A 17,103-nucleotide genomic window follows, 5' to 3' on the forward strand; every position below is an offset into this window, starting at 1 on the left:
GCCAGCTTGACCTGCTCGTCCTGCACCATCGCGTTGTAGGCGGCGTTCAACTCGGCCAGTTCGGTTTCCAGCTTGGTGCGCGCAGCGGCGTCCTGTTCGACGCTGATCCTGTTTTCCAACTCGATGATCCTGGGGTCCATCGTCAGGATCTCGGCCCGCACGGATTCCAGCTCTCCGACCGTCGCTTCGCGCTCGTCCAGCGTTTCGGACAGGTTCACCTCGACCTTGTCCTTCTGTTCGTTGAGCAGGTTCAGCTGCCCCTGCAACAGCGTCACGATCACGTCGGACTTGGCGATCAGGTCCTGCAGCTTGTCGTCGATTGACGCTGTCTTCATCCGCTCCTGCCGCATCGATTCCGATTTGCCCTTCGAAAAGATGCCCACAAAGCTTTCCCAGCCGGTCTTCGACCGCATCTCGTCGAAGTCCTTGGAAAACGCGGCCGTCACATCGTCCAGCCCCATGATGAGCTCCGCGATATTCGCGTTCATCACATCCGTATGGGCATGCACGTCCTCCAGCGTGGCGTTCTCGATGTCGAAGGTGATGTCGTCGCCGGTTTTCATCTTGGCCCGAGCGGTTTCGATCCGGCCTGTCAGTTCCGCGATCTTGGCCTGTGCCTCGGCCACCTGCGCCTGGCTCTCGCGCACTTGCGTGTCGAAATCTGCCACTCGAAATCCTCCAATCAAAATGCCCATTCGGAAAATAAGGGGCCATGCCGCACACCGACAAATCGGCTGTGCCGAAACATTTGCAAAAGCCCGGTTGAAAGGGAAGCGAAGATCGCGCTTAAAGTTGCAGAAGGTGCGATGCAGCGCCTTGAATTTGAAACGACCATTCGGAGCATTCAAGATGAACAGATTCATGTTTCTGGCGCTTGTCGCTGGCCTGTCGCAGCCGATTGCTGCACGGGCGGACGAAATTACCGACACGCTTCAATCCGCGATCGACGCCTATAACGAAGGTGATGTCGCCTATGCGCTGGAAGAGCTCGACTTCGCCCGCCAGAAGCTGATGGCCCAGCGCGCCGAGGTGTTCCGGGAATTCCTGCCCGAAGCGCCAGAGGGCTGGACCCGCGAGGTCGAGACCGAGATGCAGGCCGGGCTTGCGATGATGGGCGGCGGCATGGGGGCCAATGCCAGCTACACGTCGCCAGACAGGTCGCAAAGTTACACCATCACCATGATGGCCGACAATGCGATGGTCGCCAGCATGGGTGCGATGGTGGCCAATGCCGCTGCCATGGGCATGAAAGTCGAACGCATCGGCCGACAGCGTGTGGCGCTCAATGACGATCAGGCAATGGCGCTGGTCAACAATCGTATCCTGATCACGATAGACGGAAACGACGAGGCGCTCTTGTTGCAAGCGATGGAGCGCATCGACTTCGAGGGCTTGTCGAATTTCGGCAACTGAGGAACCGTTTAACCTTTGGTAGACCCCTTTGCCGGCGCGTCAGGTGGCGGGACTGTCTGCCCTTCCGAGACCGGCCTTTTCTGCGTCCTGTGTACGCCCCCTGATGTGAAATCCGGTCGCCTGGGGTGGCCGGCTGGGTTTCCCGTGCGCCACTTTAAAAAAATATGAGCAACAAAGTCTCGCCATACGGATTTGAAACTCTACCTGCCGATCCATCCATGTTAAGGCATGTCACACACTCCACGAACGATGCGGGCGACCATGCGGCAAGAGTTCAACAGATGCGTTTCTCATTCGGCTTTCGGGAACATGTTTGAGGCGTGGGCGGTTTCCGATGTGCCATCTGTAAACATGGAAACCGTGGAGATGTCGTTGCATCGGACCAACGCCACCATCGCCGTCATTCCGCCCCTCTGGAGCCGCGGTGGCGATCCTCTTGTGCGCGGACGGACGCCCTAGGGTCGGATGTCCCGAACGGATACCCATACCACACCCTCCAGAGACAGGGAGACCACCTTCAAGGCGTTTCGCCAGAGTCTTGTCGTGCGCATCGCATTTCTGCTTTCGCTGGCGCTGCTGCCGATCGGCTTGGTGGCGATGGGGCAAAGCTGGCGCGCGCTGCACATCACGAACGAAAATCTCGAGGCGTCGATCCATGCCCGTACGAGTTCTCTTGTCACGCCGGAACGGCGGGCGCTGGATTCCCAGATGGGTGTCGCGAATGCGCTTGCCGACACGATCGGCGTTCTGGACCTGTCGACCGACCAGTGCACGGAAGTCATGCAGCGCGTCCTCGAGACAAACCCGCGCCTGACTTTCGCGGGCCTTGTCGAAGAAGGGTCCGTGTCGCAGTGCAACAACATCGGTCAGGTTCTCGAATTTGAACCGGATCCAAGGGTCGACGCGCTTTTTGTCGATCCGCAGCCCTACATCACCTTCCGCGAACGGGGCTCGACCAGCCAGGAACCCGTGATCCTGGTGGCCTATCCAAGCTTCGCAGAGGAGGGCGGGCTGAAAGGCTATGTAACGATTTCCCTATCGGCCGAACCGCTTCTTCAAAGCGACACCACCGATGCCCAGAACACGGATGTTGCGCTGGTCACGTTCAACAAGTTCGGCGATATCCTGTCCAGCCATACGCCCGAAGGCCCGATCACGGATTACCTTCCCGCGGGCCTTGCGCTTCAAGGCTTCGTCAACCAGAGGGACTCGTTCTTCACGGCGTTGACCGTGTCCGGCGATACGCGCCTGATCTCGGTCGTTCCGATCCTTCCGGGCGAAGTCTACGCCCTTGGCAGCTGGGGGCGCGCCGCGTTGCAGCGCCCGACGGCGCCGTGGTTTGTCGTGTCCACGCTTCTCTTTCCGTTCCTCATGTGGCTGGTCGGGATCATCGTTGCGGTGACGTCGTTGAACCGGCTGGTGCTGCGTCATGTTCGAGATCTCGGCCGACGGATGCGGGGTTTCGCGACCCAGCGCAGCGTGGAGACGTCCGAGAATATCGAGGACGCCCCGAGCGAGATCCAGACCATCAACGGGACCTTCGAAGCGATGGCGGACCAACTTCTGCGCGACGAGGCCGATCTCGAAAACGCCGTCTTCGAACGCGAGGTGCTGCTCAAGGAGGTGCATCACCGGGTGAAGAACAACCTGCAGCTCATTTCCTCCATCATCAACATGCAGGTGCGCCAGGTCGGCAGCCCCGAGGCGGTCGCGGCCCTTCGCAAGTTCCAGGACCGGGTGACAAGTCTCGCCTCGGTGCACCGCGCGCTCTACCAGGAGCCGTCGCTGACCCATATCCGGTTCGACGTCTTGCTCAACGACCTGGTGGCACAATCCAACGCCGCCGGAACGCCCGATCACACGCCGGTGCAGATCGATCTCGATCTTGATCAGGTCACGCTTCTGCCCGACCAGACAGGTCCGCTTGCCATGGTGGCGACCGAAGCCCTGTCCAACGCGTTCAAATACGGTGGTCCAGGGTCGGACGGGCTGTTCCACCTCGAGGTCAAGCTGAAGAAGCTGACCGAGAACGACGCCACCCGCGTGCGGTTGTCGGTCGAGAACAGTATCGACGCGACACTCGAGCGGAGCTTGGGCACCGGTCTTGGCAAGCGGCTGATCGTGGCATTCGCGAGCCAGCTTGACGGGCAGCTTGACGAGATTGACGAAGTCGACCGTCACGGCTTCATCCTGACCTTCGACTACCAGCCTTTCACACCGGATTGATCCGCGGCTCCTGGAACAACGAAGAAGAGCGCGCGCCACAGCCGGGCCCGCGCTCTGTCCATAGGCAAGATCACGTCAAGCAGACGCAATCTCAGGAATTCGGTGCGTCTTTCGCCAAACGCGACTTCTCCGCGTTCGGATCGTGGCGTTTCTTTTCTGTGCGCTGCTTGCTCATCAATGCGAAGATGATGAACGCAAGGATCGTGATGAGCGCCAACAGGGGTACAAAGAACTCAGCAGTCATTGGGACCTCCTTTCAACCCCTTCAACACCCATGGCCCGAGGTGGTTCCGACCTCTGCCGGGCTGGTGCGGCGACACACTGCTTTGTGAAGGCCGAAATGCGGTCAGTGCAGGTTGGGCTGGTTGCCCTCGCCCTTCTCGTCGATCATGTGGCCCGTTTCGAAGCGGTTCAGGCGAAACGCCGTGGCGGTTTCGTGCGGCGTGTCGGTGGCCAGAAGATGCGCATAGGCAAAGCCCGAGGCCGGGGTCGCCTTGAACCCGCCGTAACACCAGCCACCGTTGAAATAGAGCCCGTCGATATCGGTGCGGTCGATGATCGGAGAGCCGTCCATCGACATGTCCATCACCCCGCCCCAACTGCGCAAGAGCCGCGCGCGGCAAAGCATCGGGAACATGGCGATCGCCTCTTCCATCACGTCCTCGACCGTTGGCAGGTTCCCGCGCTGGGCGTAGGAATTGTACCCGTCCAGATTGGCCCCGAAGACAAGCCCGCCCTTGTCCGACTGGCTGCAATAGAAATGTCCTGCGCCAAAGGTGATGACCCCCGGCAGTACCGGTTTGAGCCCTTCGGTCACGAAGGCTTGCAGCACATGGCTTTCGATCGGCAGGCGCATCCCGGCCCTGGCCATGACGGTGGACGACGCCCCGGCGACACAGGCCCCGACCTTCTTGGCGCCGATGAACCCGCGCGACGTGTCGACCCCGCGGCATCTTCCATTCTCGATGCGGAAGCCGGTCACTTCGCAGTTCTGGAGGATATCGACGCCCAGCGCATCCGCCGCCCGCGCATAGCCCCAGGCCACCGCGTCGTGCCGCGCGGTCCCGGCGCGCGGCTGCAACAGACCGCCCATCACGGGAAATCGCGCGTTGTTCACGTTCAAAAACGGATAGCGGTCGAGCACCTGTTTCTGATCCAGCAACTCTGCATCCGCACCGTTCAGGATCATCGCGTTGCCGCGCCGGATGTAGTCGTCGCGCTGGGTGTCGGAATGCATCAGGTTGAGGACACCGCGCTGGCTCATCATCACGTTGTAGTTAAGCTCCTGCTCCAGCCCTTCCCAAAGCCTGAGCGAGAATTCGTAGAATGGCAGATTGCCGTCGAGCATGTAGTTCGACCGAACGATCGTCGTGTTGCGCCCGACATTGCCGCCGCCGATCCATCCCTTTTCCAGCACCGCGATGCGGCTTTGCCCAAAGGTCCTTGCAAGGTAATAGGCGGTCGCCAGCCCGTGCCCGCCGCCGCCGATGATCACGTAGTCATACTCTGGCTGCGGATCGGGATCGCGCCATTGAGGCCGCCAGCCGCGATGGCCGGTCAGCGCCTCCTTGATGATCTGAAATCCTGAATACCGCATGATGGCATCCTTTGTCCGGCTCTGCCCGGGCGAAACTGCTGCGTCAGGCGTCTTGCAGTATGGCCTGCATCAACGGGCTGTCGGGGTCCTGCAGCCCGTCGATGACGTCGAAATGATGCTTGCCGGGATCGACAACGCGCTCGCAGTTCCAGGCATCGGCAAGCCACCTGGCCTGGTCCAGAAAGACGGGCCGTTCCTCGGCCCCGACCCAGACGGTCACAGGCGTTGACGGAGGCGCCATGAGCACCGGGCTTTCGGCAATGGCTTCTGCCTCTTCAAGCTTGAAGTCCTGGTTCATCAGCGTGTCCATCAGGGGCCGCAGATCAGCCACTGGAGAGATCGGCACGCTTTTCGCGATCCGCGTCCGCACGGTGTCATCCAGCACAGAGGGATCAAGCATGCGCGCCACCAGGTGCCCCCCCGCCGAATGCCCCGCGAGGTGGATCGGTCCCGGAAACTCCCGCGCGACGACGGAAATGGCCGTGGCAACCTGGCGGGTGATGTCCGAAATCCGGACCCGGGGGCACAGGTCATAGGTCGGCATGGCGACAACCCAACCCTGCTTCAGCGCGCCTTGCGCGAAATGCGACCACAGCGATCCGTCGAATTGTCGCCAATAGCCGCCATGAACGAACACGAAGATACCCTTGGGCACACCGTCCGGCTGGAACAGATCGACGATCTCGCGCGTTCCGTGCCCGTACATCACCCCCAAACGGGCGCGACCGAGCACGGACATCCTCTGACGAAACGCATCCGAGTCCGCCCGCCACCTGTCCGGGTAGGCGGCCCCGTCTGGAATAAAGGGCGCATTTGCGTAAGCTTCGTTCAAGTCCACATCGCGTCTCCAAAAACAACAGCACTTGTCATTGCATGTATCAAGTGATCCACCTTTGTCAGCATAAAACCGGAGGGACCCATGCTCGACCAGACAACAAATCTCGCCAGCCTGCTCAAGGACCCGTCGTTGCTTGAAACGCGTGCCTATGTGAACGGCGCGTGGATTGATGGCGACGATGGCACTTTCGCAGTCGACAACCCGGCCCGCGGCGACACCATTGCCGACGTCGCCGACCTGTCCCGCGCGCAGGTGGCCGACGCCATCGCCGCCGCGCAGACCGCCCAGAAGGACTGGGCCAGGTGGACCGGCAAGGAACGCAGCCAGGTGCTGCGCAAGTGGTTCGACCTGATGATGGAACACCAGGACGATCTGGGCACCATCCTGACCGCCGAACAGGGCAAGCCGCTGGCCGAAGCCAAGGGCGAAATCGCCTACGGCGCGTCCTTCATCGAGTTCTTCGCGGAAGAGGCCAAGCGCGTCTACGGCGAGACCATTCCCGGCCACCAGCGCGACAAGCGCATCATGGTGATGAAACAGCCCATCGGCGTTGTCGGGTCGATCACGCCCTGGAACTTCCCGAATGCGATGATCACCCGCAAGGCCGGTCCGGCGCTGGCGGCCGGGTGCAGTTTCGTCGCGCGACCGGCGGCTGAAACCCCGCTATCCGCCATCGTCCTGGGTGTGCTGGCCGAACGTGCCGGTATCCCTGCAGGCGTGTTCAACGTGGTGCCGTCCTCGTCGTCGTCGGAAGTGGGCAAGGAAATGTGCGAGAACCCGGCGGTGCGCAAGCTGACCTTTACCGGCTCGACCGAGGTGGGTCGCATCCTGTTGCGCCAGGCCGCCGACCAGGTGATGAAATGCTCGATGGAGCTGGGCGGCAACGCGCCCTTCATCGTGTTCGACGATGCCGACATCGATGCGGCGGTCGATGGTGCCATCATGTGCAAGTTCCGCAACAACGGCCAGACCTGCGTCTGTGCCAACCGCATCTACGTGCAGGCGGGCGTCTATGACGTGTTCGCGCAAAAGCTCAAGGACCGCGTGTCGAAAATGAAGGTGGGCGACGGGCTCGAAGAGGGCACCGACCTTGGCCCGCTCATCAACGCGGATGCGCTCACAAAGGTGCAGGACCATATCGCGGACGCCAAGTCCAAGGGGGCCGAAGTGATCCTGGGCGAGGAAGAGCACCGCAAGGAGGGCAATTTCTTCGGCCCGACCATCGTCACGGGTGCGACACGGGACATGGCATTCTCGACCGAGGAGACCTTTGGCCCGCTCGCTCCGCTCTTCAAGTTCGAGACCGAAGACGATGTGATCGAACTGGCCAATGACACGATCTTCGGGTTGGCCAGCTATTTCTACGCCAAGGACCTGAGCCGCGTCTACAAGGTGGCCGAGGCGCTGGAATACGGCATCGTCGGCGTGAACACCGGCATCATCTCGACCGAGGTGGCGCCCTTCGGCGGAGTCAAGCAATCGGGTCTGGGCCGCGAAGGCAGCCATCACGGCATCGAGGAATTCCTCGAGATGAAATATGTCTGCCTGAGCATCTGACGCGCCTCTTGTCATCAGCAGCGGATGAGGCCCGGCCTGAGGTCTCATCCGCTGCAATTTTCACAAAACCGATTCAAATACTTCATGTAGATGTCGTGCCCGCGCGTCACCTCCCTTGATGTCCATCCAAGGGGGATTTCCATGACATATCGTGCGCTGTGCCTGACATCGGCCATAGCTCTCACCGCCTCTGCCGCCGCGGCAGAGATGAATTTCAACCGCATCGCGTCTTTCCCGGTCGTCCGGAACATGGCCGAGGGAGAAGACACGAACCGGGTGTCCAGCCCGGAGATCATCTCGGCCAGCGCTGACGGCATGACGCTGGTCTATTCCGACAGCCCGCTGGGCGTGATCGGCATGATCGACATCACCGATCCCGCCAACCCGCAGCCCAAGGGCAATGTCACGCTCGAAGGCGGCGAGCCCACGGCAGTGTCCGCTCTGGGCAACACGGTCTTTGTCGGTGTGAACACCTCGGAAAGCTTTACCGATCCGTCGGGTTTCCTGATGCATCTCGACATGACGACCGGCGACGAGGCCGGGCGCTGCGATCTGGGTGGCCAGCCCGACTCGACCGCTGTTGCACCCGATGGGTCCTTCGTGACCGTCGCCATCGAAAACGAGCGTGACGAAGATGCAGGTGATGGCCGTGTGCCGCAGATGCCGGCCGGCCACGTGTCGATCATCCCGCTGGATGCCGATGGCATGATGCAGTGCGATGCGCAAATCCGTGCGGACGTAACCGGCCTTGCCGAGATCGCACCCGAAGATCCCGAACCCGAATTCGTCGACATCAACGCCAATGGCGAGATCGTCGTGACGCTTCAGGAAAACAACCACATCGTCGTGCTGTCTTCTGCGGGCGAGGTGCTCAGCCATTTCTCGGCCGGAACAGTTGACCTCGAAGGTATCGACGCCACCGACGATCGCGCGGCGCTTGTTTTCGACGCAACACTGACCGACGTTCCGCGTGAACCCGATGGCATCCAGTGGATTGACACCGACCATTTCGTGACTGCGAACGAAGGCGACATGGATGGCGGATCGCGCGGCTTTACCGTGTTCAACAAGGACGGCACAGTTGTATACGAAAGCGGTGTGTCGTTCGAACATGCCGTGGCACAGATTGGGCACTACCCCGACCGCCGGTCCGATGCCAAGGGTGTGGAACCTGAAGGCATGGAATTCGCCACGTTCGGCGGCACACCTTACGTGTTCCTTCTAGCCGAACGCGCGTCGGTGGTCGGTGTCTACGACATGACCGATCCGGCGAACCCGGTGCTCAAGCAGCTGCTGCCGTCGGGCATTTCACCCGAAGGCGCCGTTGCCATTCCCGCCCGCAACCTGCTGGCCACGGCAAACGAATATGACGGGATCGAGGACGGAGCCGCGCGGGCGCATGTCATGATCTTCGAATATCAGGAGGCCGCCGCCGCCTATCCGCATGTCACCTCTGCCGGCATGGACACGCTGACCGGCTGGGGCGCGAATTCCGGCATGGTGGCCGACACCGATGGCACGCTTTGGGCCGTGAATGACAGCTTCTACGCTTTCCAGCCGACCATCTTCCACATCGACCCAAGCCAGACCCCCGCGCAGATCGTCAAGGCGATCCCGGTCACGCGTGCGGGCCGACCGGCACAGTTGATGGACATGGAAGGCATCACGCTTGATGGGGCGGGCAATTTCTACGCCGTTTCCGAAGGTCGCATGGACCGGGGCAACCCGCACGCGATCTACCACATCCAGGCGGATGGCGAGATTGCCAAGGTCATTCCGTTCCCGAAAGAGATCATGGCGGTCGAGCGCCGCTGGGCCTCGGAGGGGATCACCCTTGTCGGCAACACGCTCTGGATCGCCCTCCAGCGCGAATTCGACGATGATCCGGCGAACCATGTCAAGCTTCTGGCCTACAATCTCGAGTCCGAGGAATGGGGTGCAGTGCATTACCAAAAGGCCGAACCCGCGACCGGCTGGGTCGGGCTTTCCGAAATCACGGCGCATGGCGATCATGTCTACATCATCGAACGCGACAACCAGATCGGCGACGCAGCCGTGACCAAGAAGATATACCGCGTTGCCCTGGCCGACATGGCGCCATCGGCGCTGGGCGGCGAATTGCAAGTCGTCGAAAAGGAAGAGGTCGTCGATCTTCTGCCTTACCTGACATCGACCGGCGGCTACGTGCTGGACAAGGTCGAAGGCCTTGCCATCACCGAAGACGGCACGATGTGGGTATCCACGGACAATGACGGCGTGGACGATCACTCCGGTGAAACGATGCTGTTCTCCATCGAAGGCGCTCTCTGATCCTCAGCCGCCCCAATGGCTCATGTGCTCGGGGCGGTACGCAAAAAAAAGGCGCGGGATGACCCGCGCCTTTCACCGTTCTGACCCGGTCGGGGTCAGTTCACCGCTTTCGCGTCGACCACGTCCTTCTCGACCGCATCCGCCTTTGCAATCGCGATCCGGCGCGGTTTCAGCGCCTCGGGGATCTCGCGTTGCAGGTCGATATGCAGCATGCCGTTTTCATGGCTCGCGCCGACGACGCGGACGTGATCGGCAAGGTGGAACCGGCGCTGGAACGCGCGGGTTGCAATGCCACGATGCAGGTAGGTGCGGTCTTCGTCCTCGTCGACCTTGTTCGCCGAGACATGCAGCGCGCCGTCCTTGACCTCGACGGTCAGGTCATTCTCCGAAAACCCGGCAACGGCGATCGAGATGCGATAGGCATCATCGGCTGTCTTTTCGATGTTGTACGGCGGGTAGGTGGATTGCGACACGTCGTTGGTCAGAACCCGGTCCATGAGATCGGCGATTTGGTCAAAGCCGACGGTTGCGCGGTAAAGCGGTGCGAAATCGTATCCTCGCATAGGTCATCCTCCATTGAGCGATACCAGATGTGACAGGCCTTCCAGTTTGGACAGGCCCGGTTGAACGCGTCGGGCCCCGGTTGGGCATCCCGACGCGTGATATCTGGGAAAGTCTGCTCAGGGTTTCAAGGGGTCGAGATCCGCCTCGATCGGGCGCACGAATTTCGCCCCAGTGTCCTTGCGGGCATCGCCCTCGGCGCGGAAGGGACGGAAGGCCGACCCTTCGTCATAACCCGCCCCGTCGTCCATCAGGGCCCGGATGGCGTCGATCTGCCCCTCAAGCGGCGCGCCAAGCGAAACCGGGAGGTCGCCGCTCATCGCCTTGGATGACACCACCGAAACGATCCTTGGCCCGTCCGACCCGAAGGCAAAGACCGGCGACCCGGAACTGCCGAAGTCAACCGAACAGGACATGACCAGAAGATTGTTCTGAGTGGACATGATCTCGCAGGTGTCCTGCATCGACGGAGCCTCGGACCGGTTATGCGCGTAGGACACGACCGAAACGCTTTCTCCCGCGGGGGGACGGTGCTGGGTGACGAACGGAATGATGGTCGTGTTGCGCACCGGGTGTTGCAGCTCGATCAGGGCAATGTCGTTATAGACCCGGTCCGGGCTCGGCGCCTCGTTGAAATCGTAATCCGGGTAGACCACGGCCCGCCGGACGCGGCGATAGGCTGCCGCACGTCCATTGCGCCAGCCAGCAAGAAACTGGATGTCCTCGGGTGCCAGAAGCGCACCCTGGTCGTCGTAAAGGCAATGCGCCGCCGTCAGTACAAGCTTGGGTGAAATCAGGGAACCGGTGCAGAACGCGCGGCCGGCCAGCTCCAGGCGACCGACAGCTTCCCACGCGCGACCATCCTGGCGGCTCTCCATCGAGAACAGCCCGGTACCCTGCGCCGAGGCAATCGCCGGCAGCATAGACAGAAATGCCCCCCAGAGCATCTGGCGCACGTTTCACCTCCGTGTCTGGATACAGTTAGCCGGCCAATCGGGCAAAACTATGGCTGAGATGTCAAGAATTCGCTGATGTCAGGGCAGGTGGCTTCGGACCTCCGGTCGCCCAGTCCAAAAGCTCGACCGTATGGACGATGGGGATCTCTGTACCGGACCCGATCTGCATCATGCAACCGATATTCCCGGCCGCGATGATCTCGGGCTGCTTGGCTTCCAGAGTGCGAATCTTGCGCGTTTTCAACTGCTTGGAAATTTCCGGCTGCATGAGGTTGTAGGTGCCTGCCGACCCGCAGCACAAATGGTTGTCTGCCGGTTCGACCACCTCGAACCCCGCCGCCTTGAGCAGGCTCTTGGGGTGCGTCTTGATCTGCTGTCCGTGCTGCAGGCTGCAGGCCGCGTGATAGGCCACTTTCATCCCGCCATGCTGTTCACGCGCCTGCGCCACCGCCGCCTCGTCCACGAGATCGACCAGCACTTCGCTCACGTCCCTGGCAATCGCCGACACCCGCGCCGCATCCTCGGCCAGCGGATCATTGCGGAACATGTGCCCGTAATCCTTGACGGTGGTGCCACACCCGCTGGTGTTGATGACAATCGCATCAAGCCCGTCGCCATCCATCTCGCGCGCCCAGGCCGTGATGTTGGCCGCCGCCGATCCGTGGCTTTCGTCCACCTTGCCCATGTGATGCGTCAGCGCCCCGCAACAGCCCGCGCCCTTCGCGACCACAACTTCGCAGCCCAGCCGCGTCAGCAAACGGATCGTCGCGTCGTTGATATCGGTGTTCAGCGCCTTCTGCGCGCAACCCGTCATCAGCGCCACGCGCTTCTTGCGCGGCTGAACGGGCGCAAAGCTTTGCGGATCATCATTGCGGCTCACCGCCGGTATCTTTTTCGGCGCCATCTCCAGCATCGCCTTCAACCGCGCATCCGGGATCAGCGGCGCAAAGGGCTTGCCGATCTTCGCCAAGAGCAGCGCCACCCGGAACCGCGTCGGATAGGGCAGGATGCGCGCCAATGTCCAGCGCAGCGCCTTGTCATGCCAGGGCCGGTCGTAATGCTCTTCGATATAGGCCCGCGCGTGATCGACCAGATGCATGTAATGCACACCCGAGGGACAGGTCGTCATGCAGGCCAGGCAGGACAGGCAGCGGTCGATATGCGTCACCGTTTTGGCGTCCGGTTTGCGCTCGTTCTCGAGCATGTCCTTGATCAGGTAAATCCGCCCGCGCGGGCTGTCCAGCTCGTCGCCCAGCACCTGGTAGGTCGGACAGGTCGCGGTGCAGAACCCGCAATGCACACAGCTGCGCAGGATCTCGTTTGACCGCTTGATTTCGGGATCGCGCAGCTGGTCTTCGGTGAATGTCGTCTGCATCGTTTACCCCATCAATCCCGCGTTCAGGATGCCTTTCGGATCGAATTTCTGCCGCAACCCACGCGACAGCGCGGCGATTTCCGGTGGTTCCGGCTGGAACTTCGGCTGGCCATTGCCCCGAACCAATGTTGCATGACCGTCGAAGGTGCCCAGCCGCGCCCTGACATCCGTGCCTTCCCGCACCCGTGCCCAGATCAGCCCACCACCCCAGTCGTACAGCACTCCGTCCGCCTGTATCTTCGCGGCCAGCCCGGCAGACAGGGTCGGCGTGCAGGACACCCGCCAGACATCGCCGGCGACGCCATGAAATGGCGCGCCGTCACGCACCCTGGCCCAGACCCCGGCAACGGCTTCGGGGTCACTCTCGATCCGCACGTCCATGTCGCCGAACAACCCGGCCACCCGTTCCGCACGATACGCGACGGACCCGGCAAACCCCTCGACCCGTAGCATCGTCACCGGCTGCCCGTCCGGACCCAAAGGCCCATGCGCCGCGCCGGACACTTCGAACGGCGACCCAAGTGCCTTGGCCATGACGCGCACCGCCTCCGCATCGCTCAAGCCAGTGATCAAAATGCACGCCGCCGTTTCCGGTTTCGGCAGCACCTTCAGGCTGACCTCGGTCAAAACGCCCAGCGTGCCCCAGGACCCGCTCATCAACTTCACCAGATCGTACCCCGTGACATTCTTCATCACGCGCCCGCCATTCTTGACCACGCTCCCGGTGCCATCGACATACCGCACACCCAGCATGAAATCCCGACACGCGCCCACCGACACCCGACGTGGTCCGCTGACATTGGCCGCGACGACACCACCGATGGTCGGCTCCCCGGACGTGCCCATCAGCCCGCGATGATCCATCGGCTCGAACGCCAGCCGCTGCCCCTCCGCGTCCAAAGCCGCTTCGATCTCGGCCAAAGCTGTGCCCGCCTGCGCCACCAGCGTCAGCGAGCCCGGCTCATAGAGCGTGATTCCCGAAAGCCCGCCAGTTTCCAGCACGTCTCCGTTAAGGTTAACGCCCCGCGTTCCCCCGCCCCGCACACATATCGGCCCGGAGGCCGATGCGATCATCTCGGCCAGCTCGGCCTCTGTTTCAGGTCTCATGATCTTCTCTGGTTCAAAAATATCTCGGGGGGTTTGGGGGGCTGGCCCCCCAATATTCACTCCGCAGCAAGCGCCACGCTGCGACGGCTCTCGGACGCCGCCAGCGGAAACACCTTGGCCGGGTTCAACAGCCACGCAGGATCGAACACGTCCTTCACCGCCATCTGTGCCTCAAGGTCGGCAGGCGCGAACTGATCCACCATCAGGTCGCGCTTTTCGATGCCGACACCGTGTTCGCCGGTCAGGCAACCACCCACCTCGACACAAAGCCTCAGGATATCCGCGCCAAGCGCCTCACAAAGTTCAAGATCACCCTCCTTGTTCGCATCGAACAGGATCAGAGGGTGCATGTTGCCGTCCCCGGCATGAAACACGTTGGCCACGTCCAGCCCGTATTCCTCGGACATCTCACCGATGCGCCGCAGCACGTAAGGAAGTTCCGAAACCGGGATCGTGCCATCAAGGCACATGTAATCATTGATCTGCCCCATCGCGCCGAAAGCCGATTTGCGGCCCAGCCAGATGCGCCCGGCTTCGTCCGCGTCCTTGGCCTCGCGCAGCTCAACCGGGTTGTGCCGCCGCGCGATCTCGAGGATCAGCGCCAGCTGTTCGTCGATCTCGGCCGGGCTGCCCTCGACCTCGACAATCAGCAGCGCCTCGCACATCGGATAGCCCGCCTTGGCAAAGGCTTCGGTCGCCTCGATGCAGGGGCGGTCCATGAATTCGATGGCCACGGGCAACACTCCCGCCTTGATGATGTCGGCGACGCAGGCGCCTGCCACCTCGTTGGAATCGAACCCCATCAGCACAGGCCGCGCGCCTTCGGGTTTCGGCAGGATGCGCAGGGTCGCTTCGGTCACGACGCCCAGTTGCCCCTCCGAACCGCAGATCAGACCCAGCAGGTCATAGCCGCCCGCATCCAGATGCGCCCCGCCGATCTCCATCACGGTTCCATCCATCTGCACCATGGTCACACCAAGCAGGTTGTTGGTCGTCACGCCGTATTTCAGACAATGTGCGCCACCCGAATTCATCGCGATATTACCCGCGATGGCACAGGCCAGCTGGCTGGAGGGGTCGGGGGCATAAAAGAACCCGTCTTCCTCGACAGCGCCAGTCACGCTCAGGTTGGTGCGCCCGGTCTGCACGCGAATGAAGCGGTTGTCGTAGTCGGTCTCGATGACGTCGTTCATCCGGGCCACACCCAGCAACACGCAATCCGCGGTCGGCAATGCTCCACCCGCAAGCGACGTGCCGGACCCGCGCGGCACGACGGGAACCCCCATCTGGTGACAGACCTTGAGCACCGCTGACACCTCTTCGGTGGACGCCGGCAGGACCACCGCAAGCGGCGCGCACTTGTAGGCGGTCAGCGCATCGCATTCATAGGCGCGCGTCTCCATCTCGTCCGAGATCACCGCGTCGCGCGGCAGAACGCTGCGCAGGCGATCGACGATCTGGGCCTTTCGGGACAGGACGCTGGCGTCAGGTTGGGGCATCTGCATTGGCAATTCCTCCGAATTGGTAAGAATATATAACCAATCCGACCGGTTTGGCCAGAGAAATTTTCGCCCCGCGCGGCATCTGTTCCTCTTGCCTTTGCGCCAAAGCTTGGTCACCTAGCGATCATGGACTGGATCAAGATCATTCATCTGTTGTGTGTCATGGGGTGGATGACCTCGATCTTCGCGGTCCCGCGCGCGCTGATCTATTGGAAGCGTGAACATGACCGGATCGGCGAATTCGGCCCGTTGGGCGATCTGACGATCCGGCTCTACCGCTTTTCCGCAGGGTTGGGCGTGATCGCGCTCGTAACCGGTATCTGGCTCGGATCGATCTGGCAGTTCCCGACATGGGTCTGGGTGAAGCTGTCTCTCGTGGTGCTGCTGACGCTGCATTACGCTTGGACGGGTCGGCTTGTGCTGCGTGCGAAACGCGGCGTGTTCACGGAATCCGACCGTTACCTTCGCATCTTCAACGAAATCAGTGTGTTCGGCGTCATCGCGATCCTCTGGGTTGTCGTCGTCAAGCCGTTCTGATGGAGTGGTTCGACCGCCTGTCGCTCTTTACCGTGCTGGATGCGGTCGGTCTTGGTCTGCTGATCGTCGGTTGGGTCAGCAGCACGTTCATCATCGAGAACGCGCCGAAATCCTACCCGTCCACCTCGCAGATCATGGCCGGGTTTCGCCGCGACTGGATGCGCCAGTTCGTCGGGCGCGACCCGCGCATCTTCGACAGCCAGATCATCGCGAGCCTGCGGCAGGGGACCGCGTTCTTCGCCTCTGCCAGCATGATCGCCATCGGCGGTGGCTTCGCCCTTCTGGGCAACGCCGAACGCCTTCGGGGTGTCGCGCAGGACCTGACGCTGGAAAGCGATCCGATCTTCATGCTTGAGGTCAAGCTGCTGGTGCTCTTGCTGTTTGCTGCGAACGCATTCCTGAAATTTGTCTGGTCGCACCGGCTGTTCGGCTATTGTTCGGTGATCATGTCGGCGGTGCCGAACGATCCCGAAGATCCCAAGGCGTTGCCGATGGCGCTGCAGGCGGGCGAGATCAACATCACCGCCGCCCGAGGATACAATCGGGGTTTGCGGTCGGTCTATTTCGGGATTGCCTCGTCAGCCTGGCTGCTTGGGGCCGGGGCGCTGATCCTGGCGACGCTGGTGACGATGCTGGTGATCCTGCGCCGCGAATTCGCGTCTCAGTCTCGGCACGTCCTGCTGCACGGGGCGCCCGACGCAAAGACATGATTTCGTAATCGCGTCTGATATGCTATGGACCGCATATGTCTGTTCGTGTCCTGACCTGCCTGTACTGTTTCGCAGCGCCCGCCTTGGCCGACCCGCCGGACATCGTCGGGGTGGATATCGACGGGTCACAGGTTTCGGTGACGATCGGACATCCGGATTCCGGGTGGGACCATTATGCTGACGGATGGCGGGTGGAAACCGAGGACGGAACGGTGATCGGGACGCGAGACCTTCTTCACCCGCATGTCAACGAGCAGCCCTTCACCCGCAGCTTGGGCGTCAGTGACCTGCCTGACGGGCCATTGTATATCCGCGCGAGATGTTCGGTCGACGGATGGTCGGAAGATCGCGTGGCCCTGGGCGGCTAGGGAGCCCCAGAGCAGGAAATCGTCGTGCCGGTGGTGTCGAAAAAAG

General features: G+C 61.9%; 15 protein-coding genes and 1 pseudogene. 7 read left to right on the forward strand and 9 right to left on the reverse strand.

Annotated features, from left to right (window positions below):
* Positions 1-668, reverse strand: a pseudogene (locus LCF60_RS00005) (hypothetical protein); the annotation flags it as partial.
* 181 nt (positions 669-849) lie between these two features.
* Between LCF60_RS00005 and LCF60_RS00010 the strand changes: the two are divergent.
* Both LCF60_RS00010 and LCF60_RS00015 read left to right on the forward strand, forming a co-directional pair.
* Complete coding sequence (locus tag LCF60_RS00010; RefSeq protein WP_292288952.1) at positions 850-1,413, forward strand: hypothetical protein; 564 nt, start codon at positions 850-852, stop codon at positions 1,411-1,413.
* A 543-nt stretch (positions 1,414-1,956) separates the two neighbouring features.
* Positions 1,957-3,639, forward strand: coding sequence for a histidine kinase dimerization/phosphoacceptor domain -containing protein (locus LCF60_RS00015; RefSeq protein ID WP_292288953.1), 1,683 nt, complete (start codon positions 1,957-1,959; stop codon positions 3,637-3,639).
* A 91-nt stretch (positions 3,640-3,730) separates the two neighbouring features.
* Here the strand turns inward: LCF60_RS00015 and LCF60_RS00020 are convergent, their stop codons facing one another.
* From LCF60_RS00020 to LCF60_RS00030, 3 genes are all read right to left on the reverse strand, one after another.
* Positions 3,731-3,883 (reverse strand): hypothetical protein, encoded by a 153-nt coding sequence (locus tag LCF60_RS00020; protein ID WP_292288954.1) that lies wholly within the window; start codon positions 3,881-3,883, stop codon positions 3,731-3,733.
* A 102-nt stretch (positions 3,884-3,985) separates the two neighbouring features.
* Positions 3,986-5,236 carry a sarcosine oxidase subunit beta family protein gene (locus LCF60_RS00025; RefSeq protein WP_292288955.1) on the reverse strand — a complete coding sequence of 417 codons (1,251 nt, stop codon included), beginning with the start codon at positions 5,234-5,236 and terminating at the stop codon, positions 3,986-3,988.
* A gap of 43 nt (positions 5,237-5,279) precedes the next feature.
* Positions 5,280-6,074, reverse strand: coding sequence for an alpha/beta hydrolase (locus LCF60_RS00030; protein ID WP_292288956.1), 795 nt, complete (start codon positions 6,072-6,074; stop codon positions 5,280-5,282).
* 81 nt (positions 6,075-6,155) lie between these two features.
* On the opposite strand from LCF60_RS00030, the gene LCF60_RS00035 reads away from it, so the two are divergent.
* Together LCF60_RS00035 and LCF60_RS00040 are read left to right on the forward strand one after the other, a co-directional pair.
* Positions 6,156-7,631, forward strand: a complete 1,476-nt coding sequence (locus LCF60_RS00035) for an NAD-dependent succinate-semialdehyde dehydrogenase (RefSeq protein WP_292288957.1) — start codon at positions 6,156-6,158, stop codon at positions 7,629-7,631.
* 141 nt (positions 7,632-7,772) lie between these two features.
* Positions 7,773-9,941, forward strand: a complete 2,169-nt coding sequence (locus tag LCF60_RS00040; RefSeq protein ID WP_292288958.1) for an esterase-like activity of phytase family protein — start codon at positions 7,773-7,775, stop codon at positions 9,939-9,941.
* Positions 9,942-10,036: 95 nt separating this feature from the next.
* On the opposite strand, the gene LCF60_RS00045 is transcribed toward LCF60_RS00040, so the two are convergent.
* From LCF60_RS00045 to LCF60_RS00065, 5 genes are all read right to left on the reverse strand, one after another.
* Complete coding sequence (locus LCF60_RS00045) at positions 10,037-10,504, reverse strand: Hsp20 family protein (protein WP_292288959.1); 468 nt, start codon at positions 10,502-10,504, stop codon at positions 10,037-10,039.
* 117 nt (positions 10,505-10,621) lie between these two features.
* Positions 10,622-11,449, reverse strand: coding sequence for a trypsin-like serine protease (locus tag LCF60_RS00050; protein WP_292289165.1), 828 nt, complete (start codon positions 11,447-11,449; stop codon positions 10,622-10,624).
* A 70-nt stretch (positions 11,450-11,519) separates the two neighbouring features.
* Entirely contained in the window at positions 11,520-12,833 is a 1,314-nt protein-coding gene (glcF, locus tag LCF60_RS00055) for a glycolate oxidase subunit GlcF (RefSeq protein ID WP_292288960.1), read from the reverse strand.
* A 3-nt stretch (positions 12,834-12,836) separates the two neighbouring features.
* Positions 12,837-13,940 carry an FAD-binding protein gene (locus tag LCF60_RS00060; RefSeq protein WP_292288961.1) on the reverse strand — a complete coding sequence of 368 codons (1,104 nt, stop codon included), beginning with the start codon at positions 13,938-13,940 and terminating at the stop codon, positions 12,837-12,839.
* Between the two features lie 56 nt (positions 13,941-13,996).
* Complete coding sequence (locus LCF60_RS00065; RefSeq protein ID WP_292288962.1) at positions 13,997-15,445, reverse strand: FAD-linked oxidase C-terminal domain-containing protein; 1,449 nt, start codon at positions 15,443-15,445, stop codon at positions 13,997-13,999.
* A gap of 123 nt (positions 15,446-15,568) precedes the next feature.
* Between LCF60_RS00065 and LCF60_RS00070 the strand changes: the two genes are divergently transcribed.
* From LCF60_RS00070 to LCF60_RS00080, 3 genes are read left to right on the forward strand one after another with little or no spacing between them, the layout of a single operon-like run.
* Complete coding sequence (locus LCF60_RS00070; RefSeq protein WP_292288963.1) at positions 15,569-15,979, forward strand: CopD family protein; 411 nt, start codon at positions 15,569-15,571, stop codon at positions 15,977-15,979.
* On the forward strand, positions 15,979-16,689 hold the full coding sequence (locus tag LCF60_RS00075; protein ID WP_292288964.1) for a DUF599 domain-containing protein: 711 nt from the start codon (positions 15,979-15,981) through the stop codon (positions 16,687-16,689). The genes LCF60_RS00070 and LCF60_RS00075 overlap by 1 nt, the downstream gene beginning before the upstream one ends.
* Positions 16,690-16,724: 35 nt before the next feature.
* Entirely contained in the window at positions 16,725-17,057 is a 333-nt protein-coding gene (locus LCF60_RS00080; protein ID WP_292288965.1) for a hypothetical protein, read from the forward strand.
* Positions 17,058-17,103 lie beyond the last annotated feature (46 nt).

The sequence above is a fragment of the Marivita sp. genome (assembly GCF_020055635.1).
Taxonomy (GTDB): Bacteria; Pseudomonadota; Alphaproteobacteria; order Rhodobacterales; family Rhodobacteraceae; genus Marivita.